This is a genomic window from Paralysiella testudinis, from assembly GCF_016894345.1.
In the GTDB taxonomy this organism is placed as follows: domain Bacteria; phylum Pseudomonadota; class Gammaproteobacteria; order Burkholderiales; family Neisseriaceae; genus Paralysiella; species Paralysiella testudinis.
Genome location: NZ_CP069798.1, coordinates 249686 through 268875, shown reverse-complemented (window position 1 = coordinate 268875; position 19190 = coordinate 249686). Strand labels below are relative to the sequence as shown.

17 protein-coding genes are annotated in these 19190 nt (G+C 47.6%); 10 read left to right on the top strand and 7 right to left on the bottom strand.

What is annotated here, in order from left to right; all coding sequences use genetic code 11:
- Window positions 1–144 precede the first annotated feature (144 nt).
- Window positions 145–678 carry an Mpo1 family 2-hydroxy fatty acid dioxygenase gene (locus tag JQU52_RS01425; protein ID WP_230339419.1) on the bottom strand — a complete coding sequence of 178 codons (534 nt, stop codon included), beginning with the start codon at window positions 676–678 and terminating at the stop codon, window positions 145–147.
- A gap of 470 nt (window positions 679–1148) precedes the next feature.
- Complete coding sequence (locus JQU52_RS01420; RefSeq protein ID WP_230339418.1) at window positions 1149–2783, bottom strand: DNA recombination protein RmuC; 1635 nt, start codon at window positions 2781–2783, stop codon at window positions 1149–1151.
- A gap of 179 nt (window positions 2784–2962) precedes the next feature.
- Here JQU52_RS01420 and JQU52_RS01415 point away from each other — a divergent pair, with 179 nt between their 5' ends.
- The 3 genes from JQU52_RS01415 to JQU52_RS14825 all read left to right on the top strand — a co-directional run bounded on the left by JQU52_RS01415 (window position 2963) and on the right by JQU52_RS14825 (window position 6232).
- A complete protein-coding gene (locus tag JQU52_RS01415; protein ID WP_230339417.1) occupies window positions 2963–3919 on the top strand; it encodes an AEC family transporter in 957 nt (318 codons plus the stop codon).
- A gap of 104 nt (window positions 3920–4023) precedes the next feature.
- Entirely contained in the window at window positions 4024–5808 is a 1785-nt protein-coding gene (gene msbA / locus JQU52_RS01410; RefSeq protein ID WP_230339416.1) for a lipid A export permease/ATP-binding protein MsbA, read from the top strand.
- Window positions 5809–5887: 79 nt separating this feature from the next.
- Window positions 5888–6232: a glycosyltransferase family 2 protein gene (locus tag JQU52_RS14825; RefSeq protein ID WP_379061154.1), complete on the top strand. Its 345-nt coding sequence runs from the start codon at window positions 5888–5890 to the stop codon at window positions 6230–6232.
- Here JQU52_RS14825 and JQU52_RS01405 read toward each other — a convergent pair.
- The gene (locus JQU52_RS01405; RefSeq protein ID WP_328301372.1) at window positions 6166–6717 is read right to left on the bottom strand and encodes a DDE-type integrase/transposase/recombinase; all 552 of its coding nucleotides are present in this window, start codon (window positions 6715–6717) and stop codon (window positions 6166–6168) included. The two genes, JQU52_RS14825 and JQU52_RS01405, sit on opposite strands and share 67 nt — an antisense overlap.
- A 176-nt stretch (window positions 6718–6893) precedes the next feature.
- Here JQU52_RS01405 and JQU52_RS01400 point away from each other — a divergent pair, with 176 nt between their 5' ends.
- The 7 genes from JQU52_RS01400 (at window position 6894) to JQU52_RS01370 (ending at window position 14632) form a co-directional block, all read left to right on the top strand.
- Window positions 6894–7865, top strand: a complete 972-nt coding sequence (locus tag JQU52_RS01400; protein WP_230339415.1) for a glycosyltransferase family protein — start codon at window positions 6894–6896, stop codon at window positions 7863–7865.
- Window positions 7844–8908 (top strand): glycosyltransferase family 2 protein, encoded by a 1065-nt coding sequence (locus tag JQU52_RS01395; protein WP_230339414.1) that lies wholly within the window; start codon window positions 7844–7846, stop codon window positions 8906–8908. Before JQU52_RS01400 ends, JQU52_RS01395 begins: the two co-directional genes overlap by 22 nt.
- Before the next feature lie 50 nt (window positions 8909–8958).
- Window positions 8959–10062 carry a UDP-galactopyranose mutase gene (gene glf / locus JQU52_RS01390; protein ID WP_230339413.1) on the top strand — a complete coding sequence of 368 codons (1104 nt, stop codon included), beginning with the start codon at window positions 8959–8961 and terminating at the stop codon, window positions 10060–10062.
- A gap of 534 nt (window positions 10063–10596) precedes the next feature.
- Window positions 10597–11709, top strand: coding sequence for a glycosyltransferase (locus JQU52_RS01385; protein ID WP_230339412.1), 1113 nt, complete (start codon window positions 10597–10599; stop codon window positions 11707–11709).
- Between the two features lie 5 nt (window positions 11710–11714).
- Window positions 11715–12632, top strand: a complete 918-nt coding sequence (locus tag JQU52_RS01380) for a glucosamine inositolphosphorylceramide transferase family protein (protein ID WP_230339411.1) — start codon at window positions 11715–11717, stop codon at window positions 12630–12632.
- Window positions 12625–13635, top strand: coding sequence for a glycosyltransferase family 2 protein (locus JQU52_RS01375; RefSeq protein ID WP_230339410.1), 1011 nt, complete (start codon window positions 12625–12627; stop codon window positions 13633–13635). The genes JQU52_RS01380 and JQU52_RS01375 overlap by 8 nt, the downstream gene beginning before the upstream one ends.
- Before the next feature lies 1 nt (window position 13636).
- On the top strand, window positions 13637–14632 hold the full coding sequence (locus JQU52_RS01370) for a glycosyltransferase family 2 protein (protein ID WP_230339409.1): 996 nt from the start codon (window positions 13637–13639) through the stop codon (window positions 14630–14632).
- Here the strand turns inward: JQU52_RS01370 and JQU52_RS01365 are convergent.
- The 4 genes from JQU52_RS01365 to capA all read right to left on the bottom strand — a co-directional run bounded on the left by JQU52_RS01365 (window position 14619) and on the right by capA (window position 19133).
- Window positions 14619–15191 (bottom strand): hypothetical protein, encoded by a 573-nt coding sequence (locus tag JQU52_RS01365; RefSeq protein ID WP_230339408.1) that lies wholly within the window; start codon window positions 15189–15191, stop codon window positions 14619–14621. The genes JQU52_RS01370 and JQU52_RS01365 overlap by 14 nt on opposite strands.
- A gap of 137 nt (window positions 15192–15328) precedes the next feature.
- Window positions 15329–15790: a hypothetical protein gene (locus JQU52_RS01360; protein ID WP_230339407.1), complete on the bottom strand. Its 462-nt coding sequence runs from the start codon at window positions 15788–15790 to the stop codon at window positions 15329–15331.
- 188 nt (window positions 15791–15978) lie between these two features.
- On the bottom strand, window positions 15979–16947 hold the full coding sequence (locus tag JQU52_RS01355) for a helix-turn-helix domain-containing protein (RefSeq protein WP_230339406.1): 969 nt from the start codon (window positions 16945–16947) through the stop codon (window positions 15979–15981).
- 107 nt (window positions 16948–17054) lie between these two features.
- The gene (gene capA / locus JQU52_RS01350) at window positions 17055–19133 is read right to left on the bottom strand and encodes a caprolactamase subunit alpha (protein ID WP_230339405.1); all 2079 of its coding nucleotides are present in this window, start codon (window positions 19131–19133) and stop codon (window positions 17055–17057) included.
- Between the last annotated feature and the right edge of the window lie 57 nt (window positions 19134–19190).

The window sequence follows — 19190 nt, the reverse complement described above, 5'->3', positions numbered from 1 at the left end:
GCGGCGGCTGAAAATCTGTTGCCACAGCGAAGGGGCGGGCGGCTCTGAGGGGCTTTGCGGCGGGGTGTAAGCGGATGCGGTCACGGTGAATCCTGAGTTGGCGGCGGATTAAAGGCTGCCTGAAAATAAATTAAGGTTTGGAAATTAAGGTTTGGACGGGCGCGGTTTGATGAGCGTAGGCCCCACTTGGGCTTCAATGGCGGCGTTCAGCTCCGGCAGTTTGCCGAGTAAAAAACAGGCTTCGGCCACCATAAACACGGGGCCGATAATCAGGCCGCGGATGTCGTCGAAAAAAGCCGGTTTGCGTTGTTCGTAGTAATGGCCGATAAATTGAATCGCCCAGCCTAGGGCAAACATGCCCACGGCGCTGCCCAGCCATACGGTGGTGCTTTGGGCGGCCAGCGTTTGGGCGGCGGCATAGGTGAGCAGCATCACCGCCAGCATCAGCCAGCCCAATGTTTTTTGCAGGCGGAAATAATACACGCTCAGCAATACGCCCACCAGCAGCAGCGGCGACAGCAATAATGGCGCGCTGCCCCAAGCCGGGCGTGACAATAACACCGCAATCGCCAGCCAAATCAGCGGAATGCCGACAAAATGGGTGCCGATATTGCGCTGGTCGCGATGATAGGCGGCGTATTGGCTTAAGGCATTCACGGTGCGGGTGTCGGCAGGCATGGCGTGGTTCCTTTTTGTGTTTGGGTAAGCAAAATTAGGTGGCGATGTTTCAAGGCTGCCTGAAAGAATATTGCCTGTTTTCAGGCAGCCTAATCTAATATAGAAAACAGCCGCAAATCGGATTCTTGAATCTGATGTTGGTTCAAAACTGCATGGTGCTGTATTTGTATGCGTTTTTTATCGTTTTGCTTTGCGCTTCATGGCCGCGCGGCCACCTACTTTCTTTGCTTCGCCAAAGAAAGTAGGCAAAGAAAGGCGACCCCGGTTGCAGGTTTGGCTAAGCCAAACTTCCCTCACTGCACATGCTTTTGGCGGCGGACGCTAGTCGCTGCGCTCCGGACCGCCCTTATTCCCGCCAAAACCACGTTCCGTTCGGCTGCGCCAAGGGGGAAGGCTGCACGGATTGTTCGTTTCAGGCAGCTTAAACAAAATAATGTGTAAATGGCTGTGTTTTATACGAGTGCGTAACTTCAGTTAACAAGATTTTCAGGCAGCATGGCGTTTTCTTCTTCATCTGTTTTCTCAGCTTGGTATTCTTTGGGCAGGGCTTTGGCGGCTTTTACGCCAAGCTGGCGCAGTTTATCGGCGCGGTTAATCAGATTGCCGCGGCCGCTGGAAAGCTGCTTCATGGCTACTTGATACTGGTTTTGCGCCTGCTCGATGTTTTTGCCCACGCTTTCCAGTGTGCTGACAAAGCCGACGAATTTATCGTAAAGATTGCCGCCTTCTTTGGCAATCAGCAGGGCATTTTGGTTTTGCTGCTCGTTGCGCCAGATATTGGCCACGGTGCGCAAGGTGGCCAATAAGGTGCTGGGGCCCACCAGCATAATGCGTTTGCTAAAGCATTCGTCAAACAATTGGTTGTCTTGCTGCAAGGCCAGCAGGTAGGCGGGCTCTACGGGAATAAACAAAAACACGAAATCTAGGGTGTTGAGGCCTTCGATGTCGCTGTATTGCTTGGCCGACAATTGGCGGATGTGGGTGCGCACCGACTGCACATGTGCGGCCAGCTCGCGCGCGGCGGTGTCGGCATCGGTGGCTTGGGTGTAGCGCACATAGGCGGTGAGCGACACTTTGGCGTCGATGATGATTTGCTTGTTGTCGGGCAGGTTGACCAAAACATCCGGTTGCAGGCGGCGGGTGTGGCCGTGTTCGTCGATGTGGCTGGCGGCTGCCTGAAGGAAGTATTCGCGCCCTTTTTGCAGGCCGGAGCTTTCCAACACTTTTTCCAAAATCATTTCACCCCAGTTGCCCTGATTTTTGTTTTGGGTGCCGGTGAGGGCGTTGGTGAGGGCTTTGGCGTCGGTATGCAATTGGGTGTTGAGCAGTTGCAGGCGCTTAAGCTCGGTTTCCAGCGAGCTGCGTTCTTTGGCTTCTTTTTCGTAGGTGTTTTGAATCAATTGGCTAAAGCCGTGCATGCGCTCGTGTAGGGGGTTGAGCAGTAGGCCGAGGCTGGTTTGGTTTTGCTCGGCAAAGCGTTTGGATTTTTCTTCCAAGATGTCGTTGGCCAGGCTTTTGAATTGGTTGGACAAGGCTTCGCGCGCTTCGATGAGCAGCGCCAGTTTTTCTGCTTGGGCTTCGCGCTCTTGCTGCAATTGGGTGTGTAGGCGCTCGTGTGCCAGCTGGGTGTCGGCGTATTGTTGCTGTAGCTGGCGGTAATCGTCGCTCAGTTGCTGCCATTCGGTTTCGCGGCTGTGCCAGTGCTGCAATTGCTGTTGCGCCGCGGTAAGCTGGCCGTGCAGATGTTGTTGTTGGGTGGTGAGGCTGCGCGTGTGCTGCTGCTCTTGCTGCAAGGCTTGTTGCAGCGGCGACAGTTGGCGGTTTTCGGTTTCGGCGCTGGTGAGGCGGGTTAAGGCTGCCTGAAACTGTTGTTGCAGGCTTTGCAGTTGTTCGGCGCTGTGTTGTTGTGCTTGCTCGGCGTGGCGGTGTTGCTCTTGGCTGCGGGCCAGTGCGGTGTGGGCGCTGTTCAGCTCGGCGTGCAGGGCATCGCGCTGCTGTTGCGCTTGTGCACTGTAGCGGCTGCGTGCCAATAGCCAGCCGAGCAGGGCGGCAATCAGGATGGCCAGGGCGAGAATAAACCAATATAGGGGGGCAACGGCAGGCATAAAATAGATGATAAAGAAGGTGGCAAGAAGGTGCGTATGGTATCACGCGGCGGCCAGGGTGCGGCGCTGCGGGCGGCGGCGTAAAGTGTTAATATGGGCGGCTAGGTTTTCAGGCAGCTTAAAATGAATTTAGGCTGCCTGAAAACCGGTTTTGATAAACACCATAAGTTTGGAATGATATGTCGGCCGTGTTTTGGGATGCAGCTTGGTTTGCTTTGTCGGTAACCATGCCCAGTGTATTGCTGCTGGTGTTGGGCTGGTTTTTGCGCCGCACCGATCAAGTGGACGCCCGCTTTGTCGACCAAGCATCCAAGCTGGTGTTTCGCTACTCCATGCCCGCGCTGCTGTTTTTCAGCATTTATGCCAATGAAACCGATTACAGCGCCCAAGTTCCGCTGCTGCTGGCCGGTGCCGTGGCCAGCTTGCTGCTGTTTGTGGGCGCGGAAATCATTGCCGCGCGCGCAGTGAAAGCCCCGGTCGACCGGGGCGTGTTTGTGCAGGGCGTGTATCGCGCCAACACCATGATTGTGGGGCTGGCTTTTGTGTCCAATGCTTACGGCAGCGAAGGTGTGGCGGTGGGGGCGGTATACGGCGGCGCGATGACCTTGCTGTATAATGTGCTGGCGGTGCTCACCTTAAGCCGTGCCAGCGGTTCAGGCAGCTTCAACCCCTTATTGATGGCACGGCAAATCGCCACCAATCCGCTGATTTTGGCTATTGTGTTGGCCTTGCTGGCAAAATCGGTACAGTTACCGGTGCCGCTATTGTTGCAGCAAACCGGCCATTATCTGGCCATCATCGCCTTGCCGCTGGCCTTGATTTGCGCCGGCGCGGCGCTGGATGTGAAATCCTTGTTTAAAGTGTCGGACATTTCCCTGTGGTCGAGCTTGGGGCGGCTGATTGGTGCGCCGCTGGTGGCGGTGGCCGTGGGCTGGGCATTTGGCCTGCAAGGCATCGCCATGGGCGTGCTGTTTATGATGATGGCTACGCCTGTGGCCGCCGCCAGCTATGTAATGGCCAAAGCCATGGGCGCCAACGACGTGGCCGCCGCTAATATTGTGGGTCTCACCACCATCGGCGCCATGCCGGTGGCCGCGGCTGGGATTGCGCTGTTGCGCAGCTTGGGATGGTTGTAATGATGACGTTGTTTTGTTTGTAGACAGAGTTGTTGTAATCAGATAGTTATAATTAATTGATTTTAATTTAAATAAATACGGTTGGAAAACCATTTAGGATGGCCATGAAGCAGCAAGACCCTTATTCGCAAAAAAACCTATACAAACGCTTATTCCCCTATATGCGTGGCTTGCTGAAATACTTTGTGATTTCGGTGATTGCCATGGTGATTGTGGGTGCCACTGGACCGGCATTTGCTTCCCTGTTAAAACCGATTATCAATAACGGCTTTGTGGACAAAAACATAGAAGCCATGAAATGGGTACCGTTTCAAATTGTGGGTTTGTTTATTCTGCGCGGCATTGCCAACTACATCAATGAATACACCAGCGCCTATATTTCCAATTTGATGGTGCAAAGCATACAGCGCGATTTGTTTGCCAAAATGATGATGTTGCCGGTGGGTTATTATCAGGAAAACAGCCGCGGGCGCATGATGTCGCGCATCACCAATGATGCGGGCGGCATTACTGCTGCCGGGTTTGATGTGATTACCATTTTTGCCAAAGATGGTGTCACTGTATTGGGTTTGCTAATTTGGCTATTTTATTTGGATTGGCAGCTAACTTTAATTACTTTTGTTACCATTCCGCTGATTGCGTGGTGTGTTAAAACCGTTAATAAGCGCATCCGCAGTTTGGCTGCCAAAAGCCAAAATAATATCGGCCAGGTCATACAAATTTTGTCTGAATCAATTGATGGTACACGGGTTGTGCGTGTGTATGGCGGCCAGCGTTACGAACAAAACCGTTTGGAAAAAACCAATAAAGATTTGAGACATTTGGCGGTACGCCGTCAATCCTACACCTCTATCGGTAGTGCGGTCACGCAGTTGATGGTAGCTACCTCGTTATCCATTATTTTATATGTGGCTGCCAACCGTGCTGCCCATGCCGGTTTTACCGCCGGTGATTTTATGTCATTCTTAACAGCCATGCTGATGATGTTTGATCCGCTTAAGCGTATTACCAATATGTCTTCCGTTTTGCAAGGCGGCTTGATTGCGGCTGACAGTGTATTTCGTTTTTTAGATGAACCGGAAGAAAAAAATTCGGGAAGCAAAATAGCATCGGCACCCATTGGCGATATTGAGTTTAATAATGTGGTGCTGCGTTATCAACATGCAGATAAAAATGCTATTGATCATCTGAATTTGACCATCAAACAAGGTACTGTGGTGGCGTTGGTGGGTGAGTCCGGCTGTGGAAAAACATCCACTGCCAATTTGATTCCCCGATTTTATGATGTTAGTGGTGGGCAATTAAAAATTGGCGGTATTAATATAGAAGAATTTGAATTGAATAGTTTACGTGCGCAAATGTCACTCGTTAGCCAAGACGTCGTACTATTTAACGACACTATTGCCAGCAATATTGCTTATGGTCGTGTGGATGTGGCGGAAGAGCAAATTATTGAGGCGGCAAAAGCAGCCAATGCGTGGCAGTTTATTGAGAAAATGCCCAATGGTTTACATACACCTATTGGCGATCAGGGGCTTAAATTGTCGGGTGGTCAGCGCCAACGTATTGCCATTGCACGGGCGTTATTGAAAGATGCACCTATCCTGATTTTAGATGAAGCAACCAGCGCATTGGATACGGAATCGGAACGTCTGGTTCAGGCAGCTCTGGAGATTTTAATGCGTAATCGAACCACTATTGTGATTGCACATCGATTGTCTACGATTGAAAATGCAGACAATATTGTGGTAATGCATGAAGGTAGGATTGTTGAGCAAGGTAAGCATGAAGCGCTGCTGGCACAAAAAGGCCGTTATGCTGCTTTGCATACCATGCAGTTTAACCCTCTTGGAACCAAAACAGATGCAGACTCATCAAATATACGTTAAATAAAAACACTTATTTAAGTTAATAAGTTTTTTAAATAAAAAATCAAAAAACACTATCAAATAATATAGGAACAAAAGTATGGCTGTTGCAATTTCAATTTTGGTGCCGGTATTCAATGTTGAAAAATACTTACGCCAATGTCTGGACAGTATCCAGAGTCAGACATTTAAAAATTTTGAAGTAATTTGTATTAATGACGGCTCTACGGATACTTCTTTAGCAATATTGGAAGACTATGCCCAACAGGATACGCGGTTTCGGATTATCAACAAACCGAATAGTGGTTATGGGCATTCCATGAATATCGGTCTTGGCCAATGTAATGGCGAATATATCGGCATTGTTGAATCGGATGACTATATGTTAAGACCCATAATCTTCTGGAATGGATTTTCACGAAACAATTCAGGCTCTAGATTATAGCAATCTTCCAAAGCCTGCCAAGGCGTTTTGTACTTCAACGACCGTAAGGGGCGTTGATGGTTGTAATACAGCAAAAATACCATCAAGTGCCGTTTAAGTTCGTCAGGATGCTCATAGTGGAAGCGTTTGACCGTTACCTCTTTCAGCATCTTGTTGGTAATCTCCACCTGCCCGTTCGTCCATGGATGACGGAATTTCGTGGTACGGTGCTCAATGCCCAAATGCCGGCAAAGCTCGTCAAACGGATGCTCCTTATCAGGCCGTTGTGCTTGGCTCAGCAAGTTGTAGGTAAACTGCGCACCGTTGTCCGTTAGGATATGGGTGATTTTAAACACACAATCTTGTTGTAGGTTGCGCAGAAAAGAAACGGCGGTTTTCTGCGTCATACGCGGATGAAGTTCTGCATAAACATATTTGGTTTTGCGGTCGATGGCGACAAACAGGTACAGCTTGCCGGTTTCACAACGCACCTCGGTGATGTCGATATGGACAAAGCCAACCGGATATTGTTTGAATGTTTTTTACCTTTTTGGCCATCGGATTCATTCTTGGGTAAGCGCGACAATCCGTGATGTTGCAAGCACCGGTGCAGATTGGAGCGGCTCAGCTTTGGAATATTGGGCTTGAAGATGATATACAGCTCGTCCAATGACAGCCGCAGATGTCGCCGGACGGTACAGATTGCCTGCTGCTCCGATTCGGTCAACACGCTGGGGCGGGTTTTGGGGCCGGACTTTTTATCTTCGACCGAATCTGCGTGTTTCCAGTAGAGAACGGTTTTGAAATTAATATTGTATTTTTAGCTAACGCTGCGATGCTCTCTTCAGACTCTTGTATTTCTTTTCTGATTCTAGGCGTAGTCTTGGCGTTACCATGCAATATGCTTGCCATAAGTCGGTCTCTTTTAATTGGGGTAATGATACTCCATAAAATTCAGGGACTAAACAACTATATAGAGCCAACCATGTTTGAAACCCTTTATCATTTAGCCAAAACACAGAATCTGGATGTTGCCCGTTGCAATTATTATTGTTTCACCCAGCATGATAAGTTTAAGCAGGATTTGCACTATATTCCAGTTGATACTGTGGTTCGTCCCTTAGACGAAGCGGCCATCTTTTATCAAGCACCTTCTATTTGGGTCAACTTATATCGCAAGGAATTTCTTAATCAGAACAATATCCGTTTTTTAGAAACACCGGGTGCTTCCTATCAGGATACTTCGTTTTCTTTTAAAGTATATGCATGTTGCCAGCGATTTATGTTTATTGACCAGCCTTTACTGAATTACCGTATAGACAATGCCAATTCCTCGATTAACAATAAAGATAAAGTATTTTGTGTTTGCACCGAATATGATGAAATTTTGTCATTCGCTAAACAACATGAGCAAATCTATCAACGCTTAAAGTATCATATTCCCATGTTAAGATTTGGTGCGTATTCATGGAATTATTCACGTATTCATCCTAAATACCGAATGGGTTTTTTAAAAGCATGGGGGAATACCATCACTGATGACGTTTTGGCTGAACGGATTCACGCAGACGTAACCCCCTTTCGAAAAAGAAAAAAAATGTGGTTTATACGGCATCTGCCAATTGTATATAAATGGCGCAAAAAGGCTCTGTGAAAATGGAAAAGCTTTCAGTTATTATTCCAGTATACAATATGAGCAAATATCTGGAGAAATGTTTAGACAGCGTATTGGCTCAAACCTATTCCAATTTGGAAATTATTTGCATCAATGACGGCTCTACAGATAATTCGGCTGCTATATTGGCAGCCTACGCACAAAAAGATCCGCGCATTATTGTGATTCATCAGAAAAACTCAGGGTTATCAATTACCCGGAATAATGGTATTAGGCGTGCAACAGGTGTATTTTTAACATTTCTTGATTCGGATGACTTTATTAATCCGGAAACCTATCAACTGTGTGTACCTTTGTTTCAGTTAAATGTGGATGTGGTTTTCTTTGGCTGCAAAGTGGTTACAGAAACCAATGCCATAAAATGGGATTCTGATGATGACTATTATTCGGTTCGCCAAGATGGGTTGGTTGAGCTAACGCCTCAAATTTTATTGCATGAAAATGTATCTTCTTGGAATAAAGTCTATAAAACTGCAGTCATTTTAGAAAAGCAAATTTATTTCCCCGAGCATCTGTTGTATGAAGATGCGGAATTTTATTGGAAATACATGGCTAATGCGCAAAAAGCTTATTTTATTCAAAATAAGCTATACAATTATTTGCGGCGTAATAATTCAATAATGGCTAATACTTTTAGAGGCACAGATAAAGCAATAGACCATTTGAGGGTTCTTGATAATGTGCTGGCTTATTTTGGATTAAATATAAAGTATGATGATTTTATGAAAAAACTGGCTCCCCAGTTGTTTGAGTCATATTTTTGGTTTTCATATCAACATGCCATTCCGGAAAAACGCAAAGATATATTGCAATTTTCTTTGCATATTATTGATAAATATCGGTTACGGCAATTATTTCCTGAGAGTAAATTCATCAAAAATATGGTTGATAAAAAATACCATAAATACAAAAATATTGATGAATATAGTTTCGCACAAAAAATATTTTCAATTAAAAAATGCAATTTAAAAAATATGTTTATATTTCTGGTTTTAAGTTTGAGCTGGAAAGAAAAAATATAAAAAACTTAAATCATTGTTAGATAATTAATCTAGAAAGTATAGGGTTAATAATGAAAGATTATTTAATTGTTGGTAGCGGGTTATTTGGCAGCGTTTTTGCACATGAAGCAAATAAGCGTGGAAAAAAATGCTTGGTTATTGACAAAAGAAATCATTTGGGTGGCAATGTTTATTGTGAAAATATTGCCGGCATTCAAGTACATAAATATGGCGCACATATTTTTCATACCAATGATGAAGCTATTTGGCAATACGTGAACCAGTTTGTAAAATTCAATAATTATGTCAATAGCCCGGTCGCCTTGGCTAAGGGGAAATTATATAACCTGCCGTTCAATATGAATACGTTTTATCAACTGTGGGGTGTAAAAACACCGGCAGAGGCCGCTGAAAAACTTCAACATCAGATTGAACAATATGGGGTGCCCAACCCGCAAAATTTAGAAGAGCAAGCATTGTCATTGGTTGGCAAAGATATATATGACATCTTGATTAAAGAATACACTGAAAAACAGTGGGGGAAAAAGGCTACTGAATTGCCGAGCTTTATTATCAAACGTTTACCGGTACGTTTTCGCTTTGATAATAATTATTTTAATGATCGTTTTCAGGGTATTCCGATTGGAGGTTACAATGGTCTGATTAATGGATTATTGGATGGAATCGAGACTTTAACCGACGCGGATTATTTTGCTGACCGTACTTACTATGATAATTTGGCTGAAAAAGTAGTATACACAGGGAAAATTGACGAATATTTTGCGTATGAATTTGGACAATTAGAATACCGGTCCCTAAGGTTTGAAACCGAATTATTAAATCAGCCTAATTACCAGGGTAATGCGGTGATTAATTATAACGATGCCGATATACCCTTTACTCGCATCATTGAGCACAAGCACTTTGAATTCGGTACGCAAGAAAAAACCGTTATCACCCGTGAATATCCGCAAAATTGGACGCCCGAAAAAGAAGCTTACTATCCTGTAAATGATGATAAAAATCAACGTATTTATAAGCAATATAGAACAAAGGCGGATACGATTGAAAAAGTTATCTTTGGTGGTCGGTTAGCTGAGTATCGGTATTATGATATGCATCAGGTCATTGCGTCTGCATTGAAAACGGTCAAAAACGAATTTCAAAACCAATAAATATAGCCATATGGGAATAATATGGAATTTCAAGTGTGATCATATCTTTTGCTGACTTTTAAAGATGTTTCTGCATGAAATGCAAATATAGTGTTCAGGCAGCCTGAAATAGCATTCAAAACGAAGTGAAATACCTTTTAAACTAGCGCTGGTTTGGCATTTGAGCCTAAAACACGGATAGAATAATAGAATGTATACCCAATAGTACGCAGGACGAGCCGATTCATCAAAACGATAATCAAATATTAGATATTTATAAGTTTCAATTAAATTATTTGAGATTTAATGGTGCTCAAGTTTTAATCTCCGGATGGAGCGTCCTAAAAAGTATGCTGCCTATATTTTAGGCAAAAAATAAGACATTATTTACATAAACGAAACAGAAAAACTCCTGTTTATCTACAATTTCTATTTACCTAAATCATGACTTTTACCTTGCTCGCTCTTGCTTTTCTCAGCAGCATACTTTTCAGGACACCACCTAAACGGATTCTTGCTAATCTTCGAAAAACCTTTTGATGTGAGTAACGGTAAATGGCTTTACGCGTTTTACACTTTGTAACCGGCGGTTTTTCAGGTGCCACCCAAGTAGCGATTGATTTGGTGGGTGCACATAATTCAATGGCGGATATGGTGTGCTTATTGGTTTTACGTCAAAAAAAAACCACCACTGCCACTCATTTGCAACAATTGCAACAAAGCGGGATTCCTTACCATCTGGTTAGCGGTGCAATGCATTGGCTTACCATTTACCAATTGATGAAATTATGCACAACTTGGAAACCCGATATCTTGGTGGCGCATGGGTTCCCCGAACACCTACTCGGGCGCTGGGCTGGCTTATGGGCGAAAGTGCCACACCTGGTGCAAGTGGAGCACTCTACCAAGGAGCGCTATACCCGTTGGCGTTTGTGGCAATCCAGATACTTGAGTGCCCGCAGTTCATGCGTGATCGGGGTGTCCCAAGGTGTGCTGCAAACACTGGCAACGCAGCAATTGCGCGCCCCAAAAATAGTGGCTGTCCCCAACGGTATTGAAACCGAAAAATACCTGAGTCAAGATGCTGTTCATTTGTCCAAGCGGCCAAATGATCTGATTATGGTGGCTCGTTTTGCCAAAGACAAAGACCATGCCACAGTTGTGCAGGCCATGGCATATTTAAAGCAGTGGAAAATCGATACCCGGCTGATGTTGGTGGGCGGCGGCAAACAGCGCTATCAACAGGCAATAAAACAATTGGCTCAGGCGCAGGGCGTGGCGGAGCAAATTGATTTTGCCGGGCGCAGCAACCAGGTGGCAGCATTGCTGGCACAAAATAAAATTTTTGTACTGTCCAGTTTGCGTGAGGGCTTGAGCTTATCGGTATTGGAAGCGATGGCTGCAGGCTGTGTGGTGGTGGCAAGCCGCACGCATGGCATTAGTGAGTTAATTATTGATGGTGTGGATGGTTTTTTGTTTGATGAGCACGATGCACAGGGATTGGCAAAAATACTGAAAACCATTTTACAGGCACCGGATCAGTTTAATGCGCTCGCTGAGCGTGGGCGGGCAAAAGTGGCTCAATATTATGATAAAGAGCATATGGCTCAGGCCTATGCTGATTTACTACGCAGCTTGGTGCTGTCTTGTGATGATTTGAAACGGTAATTTCAATGAAATTGAAAAAATATTTTTTTCATGAAGAATGGAATATCGGCATTATGCCATTGCCTGAAACAGCATCAATCAATGCCGTGCCCGATTTATTGGCCTCGGCATCGGTTTATTGGCTGTCGCGGCGGTTTCATTTTCAGGCTGACCCGTTTGCAGTGCAGCAAGGTGAGCTTCTGTATGTGTTTTATGAGGCGCTGAATCATCATTGGGTGCGTGGCCGCATCCGCTGCAGGGTGCTAAACGCTAAAATGCAAGAGTTGGAAGATTTTGAGATTGAAGGCGTTAATGATTTACGCTGCCACCTTTCATTTCCATTTGTATTTAAATATAAAAATCAATGGTATATGATTCCTGAGGCGCATGAGTTGGGAAAAATCGTTTTATTTAAAGCCACTGATTTCCCCAAAAAATGGCAATACACCGCCACACTGATAGAAGGCATTAAATTAGTGGATTCTTTTTTGTGGCAACGGCCGGAAGGACTGTATTTGATTTCGGCAGAGCACAAAACCAACCGGCAAACAGTTTACTTTAGTCGCGAGCTAACCCATGGCTGGCAGCCTTATACAGGTAAAGTTGATTCTGAAAATCAGCATACCCGGCCGGGCGGCGGTGTTTGGCATCAGAACAGCATGGCTTATGTGCCATTTCAGGAGTGTGGCGCCCAAGAATATGGCCAATCACTTTATTTAAAACAAATTAAAGTGGATGATAAAGGTATGACCAGCAGCACAGAGGCCCACCTGCTTCCTTTCTCTTCGGATTATCCCAGTGGGATTCATACGCTGAATATCAGCAAAAATTATCTGATTGTGGATGCCAAACGCTGGGTATTTCAACCGTTAAATTTTTTTATCAGAAAATTCAGACAACTGCGGACAAAACTTTCCAAGCCGGAGCATGGAGTTTATGAATAAAGCATCTAAAAAATTGAGTATTTTGGTGCCGGTATACAATGTTGAGCACTATGTGGCCGAGTGCATCGAATCTATTCTGGCTCAAATGGATGAGCAGACGGAATTGATTTTAATGAATGATGCGTCAACCGATAATAGTGGCGAGATTGTGGCGCAATACAGCACGCACCCATGGGTAAGCATTGTGCATGCACCACGCAATCGAGGCTTGTCCGCCACACGTAATGCGTTACGAAAGCTGGCACAAGGGGAATATATTTGGTTTGTTGATTCTGATGATGTGATGTGTACCGGTGCCATAAGCACGGTGATGGCACAAATTGAAGCCACCCCGGTGGATGTGCTGATTGGGGATTATTTTTTCTGGGATGAAGGAAAGGGAATTAAGAGGCAGGAAAAGTCGTTTATTGGTCGTGTAGCAGCAGGCAAAGTGTTTCAAAACAAGCAAGGTAGCTTCCTTAAGAACATTACCCAAAGCAATAAAAACTATGTTTGGAACAAAATATACCGGCATGAATTGATTGCCGGTTTGGATTTTGTGGAGGGCGTAAAATTTGAAGATATCTATTTTATGACCGATTTGGCTGAAAAATGCCGAAATTATGTATATTGTGATTATGTATTAATTGCGTATCGGGTCAGGGCTGGGTCAATTGTGACCAACATTAATGAACAATATATTGACGATTATCTGGGGGCATTTATTAATCGTCTGGAGCGCTGGCGTCAGTGGTATCCGGATCATCAAGATAAATTTGAAGATTATCTGGCATATAAAATTGTTAAACGTTATGCGGGGCAAATTACCGAACTGGGTAAAAACAGGCAAGCAATAATGGATAATAGATTGTTAATATGCTACATATATTATAAATATAATGATGTGTTTATGCGCTACTATCATGAATATTCAAAAGGACTAAATATATTTAGATTATATGCGGTTAATAAAAAATTAAAAGAAATACGGCATATTATGTTGCAATTGGAAGAAGTCGAATAGCATGCAATTGAGTATTCTGATTCCCGTTTATGGTGTGGCACGCTATCTGCCCGTATTGCTGGAAATATTGTCTTTGTCGTTGCCGGAGCAGGCAGAGGTGATTTTTTTTGATGATGCTTCACCAGATGACTCGGTTCGCTTGATACAGCAGTTTCAGGCAGCCCATGCCCATCTGTCGGTTCGGCTAATCCGGTCGCCGCACAATATCGGCTTAACCCGCGCGCGCGCGGCACTGTTGGATGCCAGCCAAGCGGAATATGTGTGGTTTGTTGATTCGGATGATTTGATTGATGGCGATGCGATTAGCGCCATTGCAACGGTGCTGGCCGAGCATCAGCCTGATGTGTTGTTGTTTGACTATACGGTTTTTTATGATGGCAGCGGTGCGGTGAAAAAGCAGGAACAACTGGCGATTGATACGGCCAACAGTTTGGTGGGCAATCACCACCATGCGCTTTACCAGCTGGCCATTATGGATGGCAAACATTATTTTTGGAACAAGGTATTCCGGCGCCGCTGTATTGAAGGGGTGGTGGATTTTCAGATTCCGGCATTCGAGGATATTGCTTATACCCCGATTCTGCTGGATCAATGCCAAAGCTATTATTATCTGCCCCGCTCCTTGGTGCATTATCGCATTCGCAGCGATTCCATTGCTCAAACCGTGGGCCTCAAACAGGTTTACGGTCTAACTGCTTATTTATTACAGGCGGATTATGCCCGCAAGCAGTTGGGTGCCGGGCGGGCTTATGCCTATTTGTTGTATAAAGCCTGTATGTATTATTACCGTATGCACAGCAATTTGCAGCGCAGTGATTTGAGTGGTGCGCAATATCAGCAAGTTTTGGTTTTTTTACAAACGGAATATGCTAAAAAACAGCTGAATGAAAGGCAAATCTGTGTGTTGTTATGGCGGCAGGGGTTGATGGCAAAAGCGCTAAAATTGGTGGCTAAATCACTGCAAATGAGCATTATTGATGTTTTTAGACGGCGATGATTTTTTGCTCTTGCAATAATTTCTGCATCAATACCCGCTCTCCATCCCAATCGTGGCCAACCCAGCCTTCATTGGTGAAGTTGTGAACAAAAACCGTGTGCTGGGGATGGTTGGCCAGGATATGATAAATGGCCAACAAGCCGGTGCTGGGCTGTCGATTACCGATAATTTGGGCGCAATGGCGGTAAACATCGCTCGCCACCACGGTTTGCTCATATTGATTCAGCTGATAACGTTTTTTGAAGGAAGGAAAGCGGAATAAATACTTTAAGCGGCGGCTATAAGGAATATTCTGATAATGGCCATAAAGAATATCGGCGGTGAAATAGCGGAAAAAAATGGCCATATCCGGCTTGAACAAATGCTGGTTGGTCAGCTGTAATTTACGGCATTGGGTATAGCCGTTGGCCAGAAATAACCAGTCTGCCTGCAAGGTGCAGCTGGGATTGGGGTTGTTGAAGCGAATAATAATATCATCGGCGCCGACGGTTTCGGTGAGTGTCTGTTGTTCATCGGCATTGCCAATAATAAAAAACGGGTGTGTTAAAGGTTGTTTCATGCGGTATGGCTCTAAATTTTATGATGTGTAGGCTGCCTGAAAGCAAGTTTTGAATTGAGTGCCAATAAATTTCAAGGTGAACGGTATGGATGCCTGTTCACCTTGAAACTGATTAGGGTGCTGAATGGGGAGTCTGTTTACTGGCCGCGTACGCTTTCTTTGATGTCTTTCCACGTACGCGACACCCAAGATTTTTGTTTGCGCACACGGGTAACATCGTTGCCGGTATAGTTTGCTTGTGATTTTTTGGGGAAGGGGCCAAAAGGCTCAATAGCATAATTTTCCAAGCGGTAGCCGGCAGCCAAAGCTTCTTGGTAATACTGGTCGAACAAGTCGGTTAAATCTTGGCGCGGGTGCGTGAGCAAGGCACCGTCGAACCAGTGTTTTTGCCCAGCCGCTTGCAGGCGCGGAATGGAATATTTGTGGCTGAGCTGAGTACCCATTTGATTTTGCACACTGGGCAAGTATGGGCGCGCTTTTTCGCAATCCCACACACTGGTGCACAAGCGGGCGATTTCCTTGCCGCCTTTTGCCGCCACAAGGGCTTCTCCTTCAATCGGATGCCGCCACATTTCAGCCAAATCACTCAGTACCAGCATATCGGCATCCATATAAATGGCGCGACCTTGAAAATGACAAATTGTATCATTGCTCGATTGCAATGATACTGATATTCATCAAATTGCGAGGTTGTTGGCGGTGATGAAGTGGCCAAAATGAATGGCTTAGGGCAAAAGGGCGCTGAGCCTAATTGTTTAGATTGGCCTGTAAAGCAGCAAAACCGCCTTCAGGCGGTTTGTGTGCGTTGTTGTTGCAGCACTTCTTTGGGGCTGAGGCCGAAGGCCTGTTTGAAGGCGCGGGAGAAGTTGGCTTGATCGGTGAAGCCCACTTGGTAGGCTAAGGCGGCCAGGGTTTGCTGGAAATGGGGACGGGTGAGCAGGTGGTGGGCGGTGGCCAGGCGCTGTTGTTTGAGCCATTGGCTGAAAGAGGTGCCGGTGTCGCCGAACAGGTCGTGCAGGTAGCGTACGGATATATGGCAGGCGGCGGCCACGGTGTGCGGATCCAATGCGGGATTGTCTAGATGGTGGCGCACATAATGTTCGATGCGCTGCAAATGTGCGCGGCGGGTGTCGCTGGCGGGGCTGAGCAGGCGTTGTTCGCTTTGCTGCACCAGATGGGTAAACAGCTCCAGCAGTTGTTTGCCCATCAGCTGGCGGCTGGCAGGGTCGGTGTTGTATTGCAATTGCTGACCGCACATGTGCAGGTATTGCTGCAACAACAGCCCCACGCCGTCGCGCCCGCTCCAGCTTTGCGCCACATAGCGCTCGGGCAGGTGCAGGTGGCGGCTGATAACGGGATGGGGGATTTTCAGCACCCACAGGCGGTTGGCTTTGGCGTAGCTGAAATGATAGGGCTCGTGCGACAGCTCCAACAGAAAATTGCCGGCGGCGCAGTCGATTTGCCGTTGCACTTGGCTGAAAGCCACGGGTTGATCCAGTGGCAGGGTGAGCAAAAATGCTTCTTCGCCGGGCAGGTGTTGCAAGTGCTGCGGCAGGCGCAGATAGGCCGCCGGTGCCGATTGCAGCTGCGACAGGGTGATGTCGCCCAATTGCCAGCTGTTCAGGTTGCCTTCAAAGTGTTCGTGGCTGGCAAAGCGCACATCGAGCTGAAAATAGGTTTCGCTGATGGCCTGACGCCATTGGTTTTGTTTGCCCGGCACCGATACGGTGTTGCGGGTGGTGAAGTGGCCGGACATGGGGTTTTCCTTGTCGGGTATTAATGAAGTTTCAGGCAGCCTTATATAATAAATGCTGTGCCGCAACATGCTGTTTTTGCAGCAGGTTGCGGCAATATAAGCTGTTTTTAAACCTTTGTCAGCAAGTAGGTGCCTGATTGATGCAGATGCGCTTGCCAGCCCGGTTTGATAACGATGGTGGTGGTGGGCTCTTCAATCAGTGCCGGGCCGTGGATGTGGTGGCCGGCGGCAAGGCGGGTGCCGTCGTACACGGGGGTGCTGTACCAAGTGTAGTCGGCGTTGAAAATCATGTTACGCACGCCGGTTTTGGCCTCGCGCACATCGCTGCGGGCGTGTGGCAGCTGCGGGATTTGCGGCTTAGACACTTTGCCGCTCACGGCCACTTCCACGTTGACCAGCTCCACCGGATTATCCGGCTCGGCATAGGTAAACAGGGCTTCGTGGCGGGCGTGGAAGGCGGCGAGGATGTCGTCGAGCAAGGCGGCGTCTACTGTGCCGCCGGGCACTTGCACGGTACATTCGTGGATTTGCCCCAAGTAGCGCATTTCCATGCTGCGCTCAATCACGATGTCGTCATCGGCAAAGCCGTCGGCCAGCAGGCGTTGGCGGCCTTCTTGCTCCAGCCGCGCCAAGGTGGCGTTGAGGCTGCTCAAGTCGGCATCGTGCTGCATCAGCATGGTTTCGGTGGCCAGGTAGGTGTATTTGACGTCGGAAATAATCTGCCCGAAAGCGCACAGGCAGGAAGCGAATTTGGGCACCAGTATTTTGGCAATGCCCATTTCTTCGGCCAGCGCAATGATGTGCATCCCGGCGGCACCACCGGCGCAAATCAGGGCAAAATCGCGCGGGTCGTAGCCTTGCTCGATGGTGATGCGGCGAATGCCGTTGGCCATGTTTTGGTTGACGATGGCGCTGATGCCGTAGGCGGCGTGCGCCAAATCAATCCCCAAAGGTGCGGCAATATGGGTTTCGATGGCAGTATTCGCCCGCGCGGCATCAAGGGTAACGCTTTGGCCGAGCACGGCATTGGGCTTCAGGTAGCCCAGTGCCATATTGGCATCGGTAACCGTGGGCAGCTCACCGCCTTTGCCGTAGCAGGCGGGGCCGGGATTGGCGCCGGCGCTTTGCGGACCTACTTCGAGCATACCGAAGGTATTGATGTGGGCGATGGAGCCGCCGCCCGCACCCAAGGTTTCCACATGAATCATGGGCACGCCGATGCGGTTGCGCAAGAAGTCGATGTCGCGGTTGAGGCTGGTTTGGCCGCCTTTGGCCAAGGTGATGTCGAAGGAAGTGCCGCCCATGTCGACGGTAATCACGTTGTCGATGCCGAACGGCGCGGCGATAAACAGGCCGGCTTGCGGAGCGGAGGCGGGGCCGGAATTAATGGCGTTTACCGCGCGCTCTCGCATCACTTCGCCTACGGCCAAGCCGCCGTTGGATTGGAAATAGCGCACCGGCTGTACGGCGCCCAAGTCGCGGAAATACTGATCGATTTTGCGCACATAAGCGGCCATCACCGGGCTTAGGTAGGCATTGACCAAGGTGGTGGAGGTGCGGGTGTATTCGCGGATTTGCGGGTAGACTTCGTGGCCGCAGCACACAAACACGTCGGGCAGGTGCTGCTGAATCAGGGCGCGGGCGCGTTGCTCGTGTGCCGGGTTGCGGATGGCCCACACAAAGGAAATGGCCACGCTTTTGACGCCTTCGCGCTTGAATACTTCGATGGCTTTGAGGATGTCGTCTTCATTGAGCGGTGTATGTTCGCTGCCGTCGGCCAGCATACGCCCGCCCACACCGAAACGCAGCTCGCGCGGTGCCAGCTGCGGGGCGGGCGGGTAGCTGGCGTCGTAGCGGTAGCCTTCTTCTTTGTGGCCGAGACGGATTTCAATGCTGTCTTCGTGTCCGGCGGTGGCCAGCAGGCCCACTTTTACGCCTTTAAGCTCAATCAGGGCATTCAGCGCCACAGTGGTGCCGTTGATGCACAAATCGCAGTTTTGCACGATGTCGGCCACCGAGCGCTGGAATTTCTCGCTGATTTGTTGCAGGCCGTGGGCAATGGCCACGGTGCCATCGTGTGGAGTGGACGGGCTTTTAAACAGGTGGATGCGGCCGTTTTGTTCGGCCAGTACAAAGTCGGTAAAAGTGCCTCCGGCGTCTACGCCTAAGCGGAATTGGTTTCTCATGCGGTTTCCTTTGCTTTGTTTTGTGGGCTGCCTGAAAAGGGTTCAGGCAGCCTGTTT

Bases quoted from the DNA above. Each gene is read 5' to 3' on its own strand.
- JQU52_RS01370 (WP_230339409.1), top strand. From the start codon at position 13,637: ATGCAATTGAGTATTCTGATTCCCGTTTATGGTGTGGCACGCTATCTG.
- glf (WP_230339413.1), top strand. From the start codon at position 8,959: ATGAAAGATTATTTAATTGTTGGTAGCGGGTTATTTGGCAGCGTTTTT.
- JQU52_RS01400 (WP_230339415.1), top strand. From the start codon at position 6,894: ATGTCGCCGGACGGTACAGATTGCCTGCTGCTCCGATTCGGTCAACAC.
- JQU52_RS01380 (WP_230339411.1), top strand. From the start codon at position 11,715: ATGAAATTGAAAAAATATTTTTTTCATGAAGAATGGAATATCGGCATT.
- JQU52_RS01375 (WP_230339410.1), top strand. From the start codon at position 12,625: ATGAATAAAGCATCTAAAAAATTGAGTATTTTGGTGCCGGTATACAAT.
- JQU52_RS01395 (WP_230339414.1), top strand. From the start codon at position 7,844: ATGGCGCAAAAAGGCTCTGTGAAAATGGAAAAGCTTTCAGTTATTATT.
- msbA (WP_230339416.1), top strand. From the start codon at position 4,024: ATGAAGCAGCAAGACCCTTATTCGCAAAAAAACCTATACAAACGCTTA.
- JQU52_RS01385 (WP_230339412.1), top strand. From the start codon at position 10,597: ATGGCTTTACGCGTTTTACACTTTGTAACCGGCGGTTTTTCAGGTGCC.
- JQU52_RS01360 (WP_230339407.1), bottom strand. From the start codon at position 15,790: ATGCTGGTACTGAGTGATTTGGCTGAAATGTGGCGGCATCCGATTGAA.
- JQU52_RS01415 (WP_230339417.1), top strand. From the start codon at position 2,963: ATGTCGGCCGTGTTTTGGGATGCAGCTTGGTTTGCTTTGTCGGTAACC.
- JQU52_RS01365 (WP_230339408.1), bottom strand. From the start codon at position 15,191: ATGAAACAACCTTTAACACACCCGTTTTTTATTATTGGCAATGCCGAT.
- capA (WP_230339405.1), bottom strand. From the start codon at position 19,133: ATGAGAAACCAATTCCGCTTAGGCGTAGACGCCGGAGGCACTTTTACC.
- JQU52_RS01425 (WP_230339419.1), bottom strand. From the start codon at position 678: ATGCCTGCCGACACCCGCACCGTGAATGCCTTAAGCCAATACGCCGCC.
- JQU52_RS14825 (WP_379061154.1), top strand. From the start codon at position 5,888: ATGGCTGTTGCAATTTCAATTTTGGTGCCGGTATTCAATGTTGAAAAA.
- JQU52_RS01355 (WP_230339406.1), bottom strand. From the start codon at position 16,947: ATGTCCGGCCACTTCACCACCCGCAACACCGTATCGGTGCCGGGCAAA.
- JQU52_RS01420 (WP_230339418.1), bottom strand. From the start codon at position 2,783: ATGCCTGCCGTTGCCCCCCTATATTGGTTTATTCTCGCCCTGGCCATC.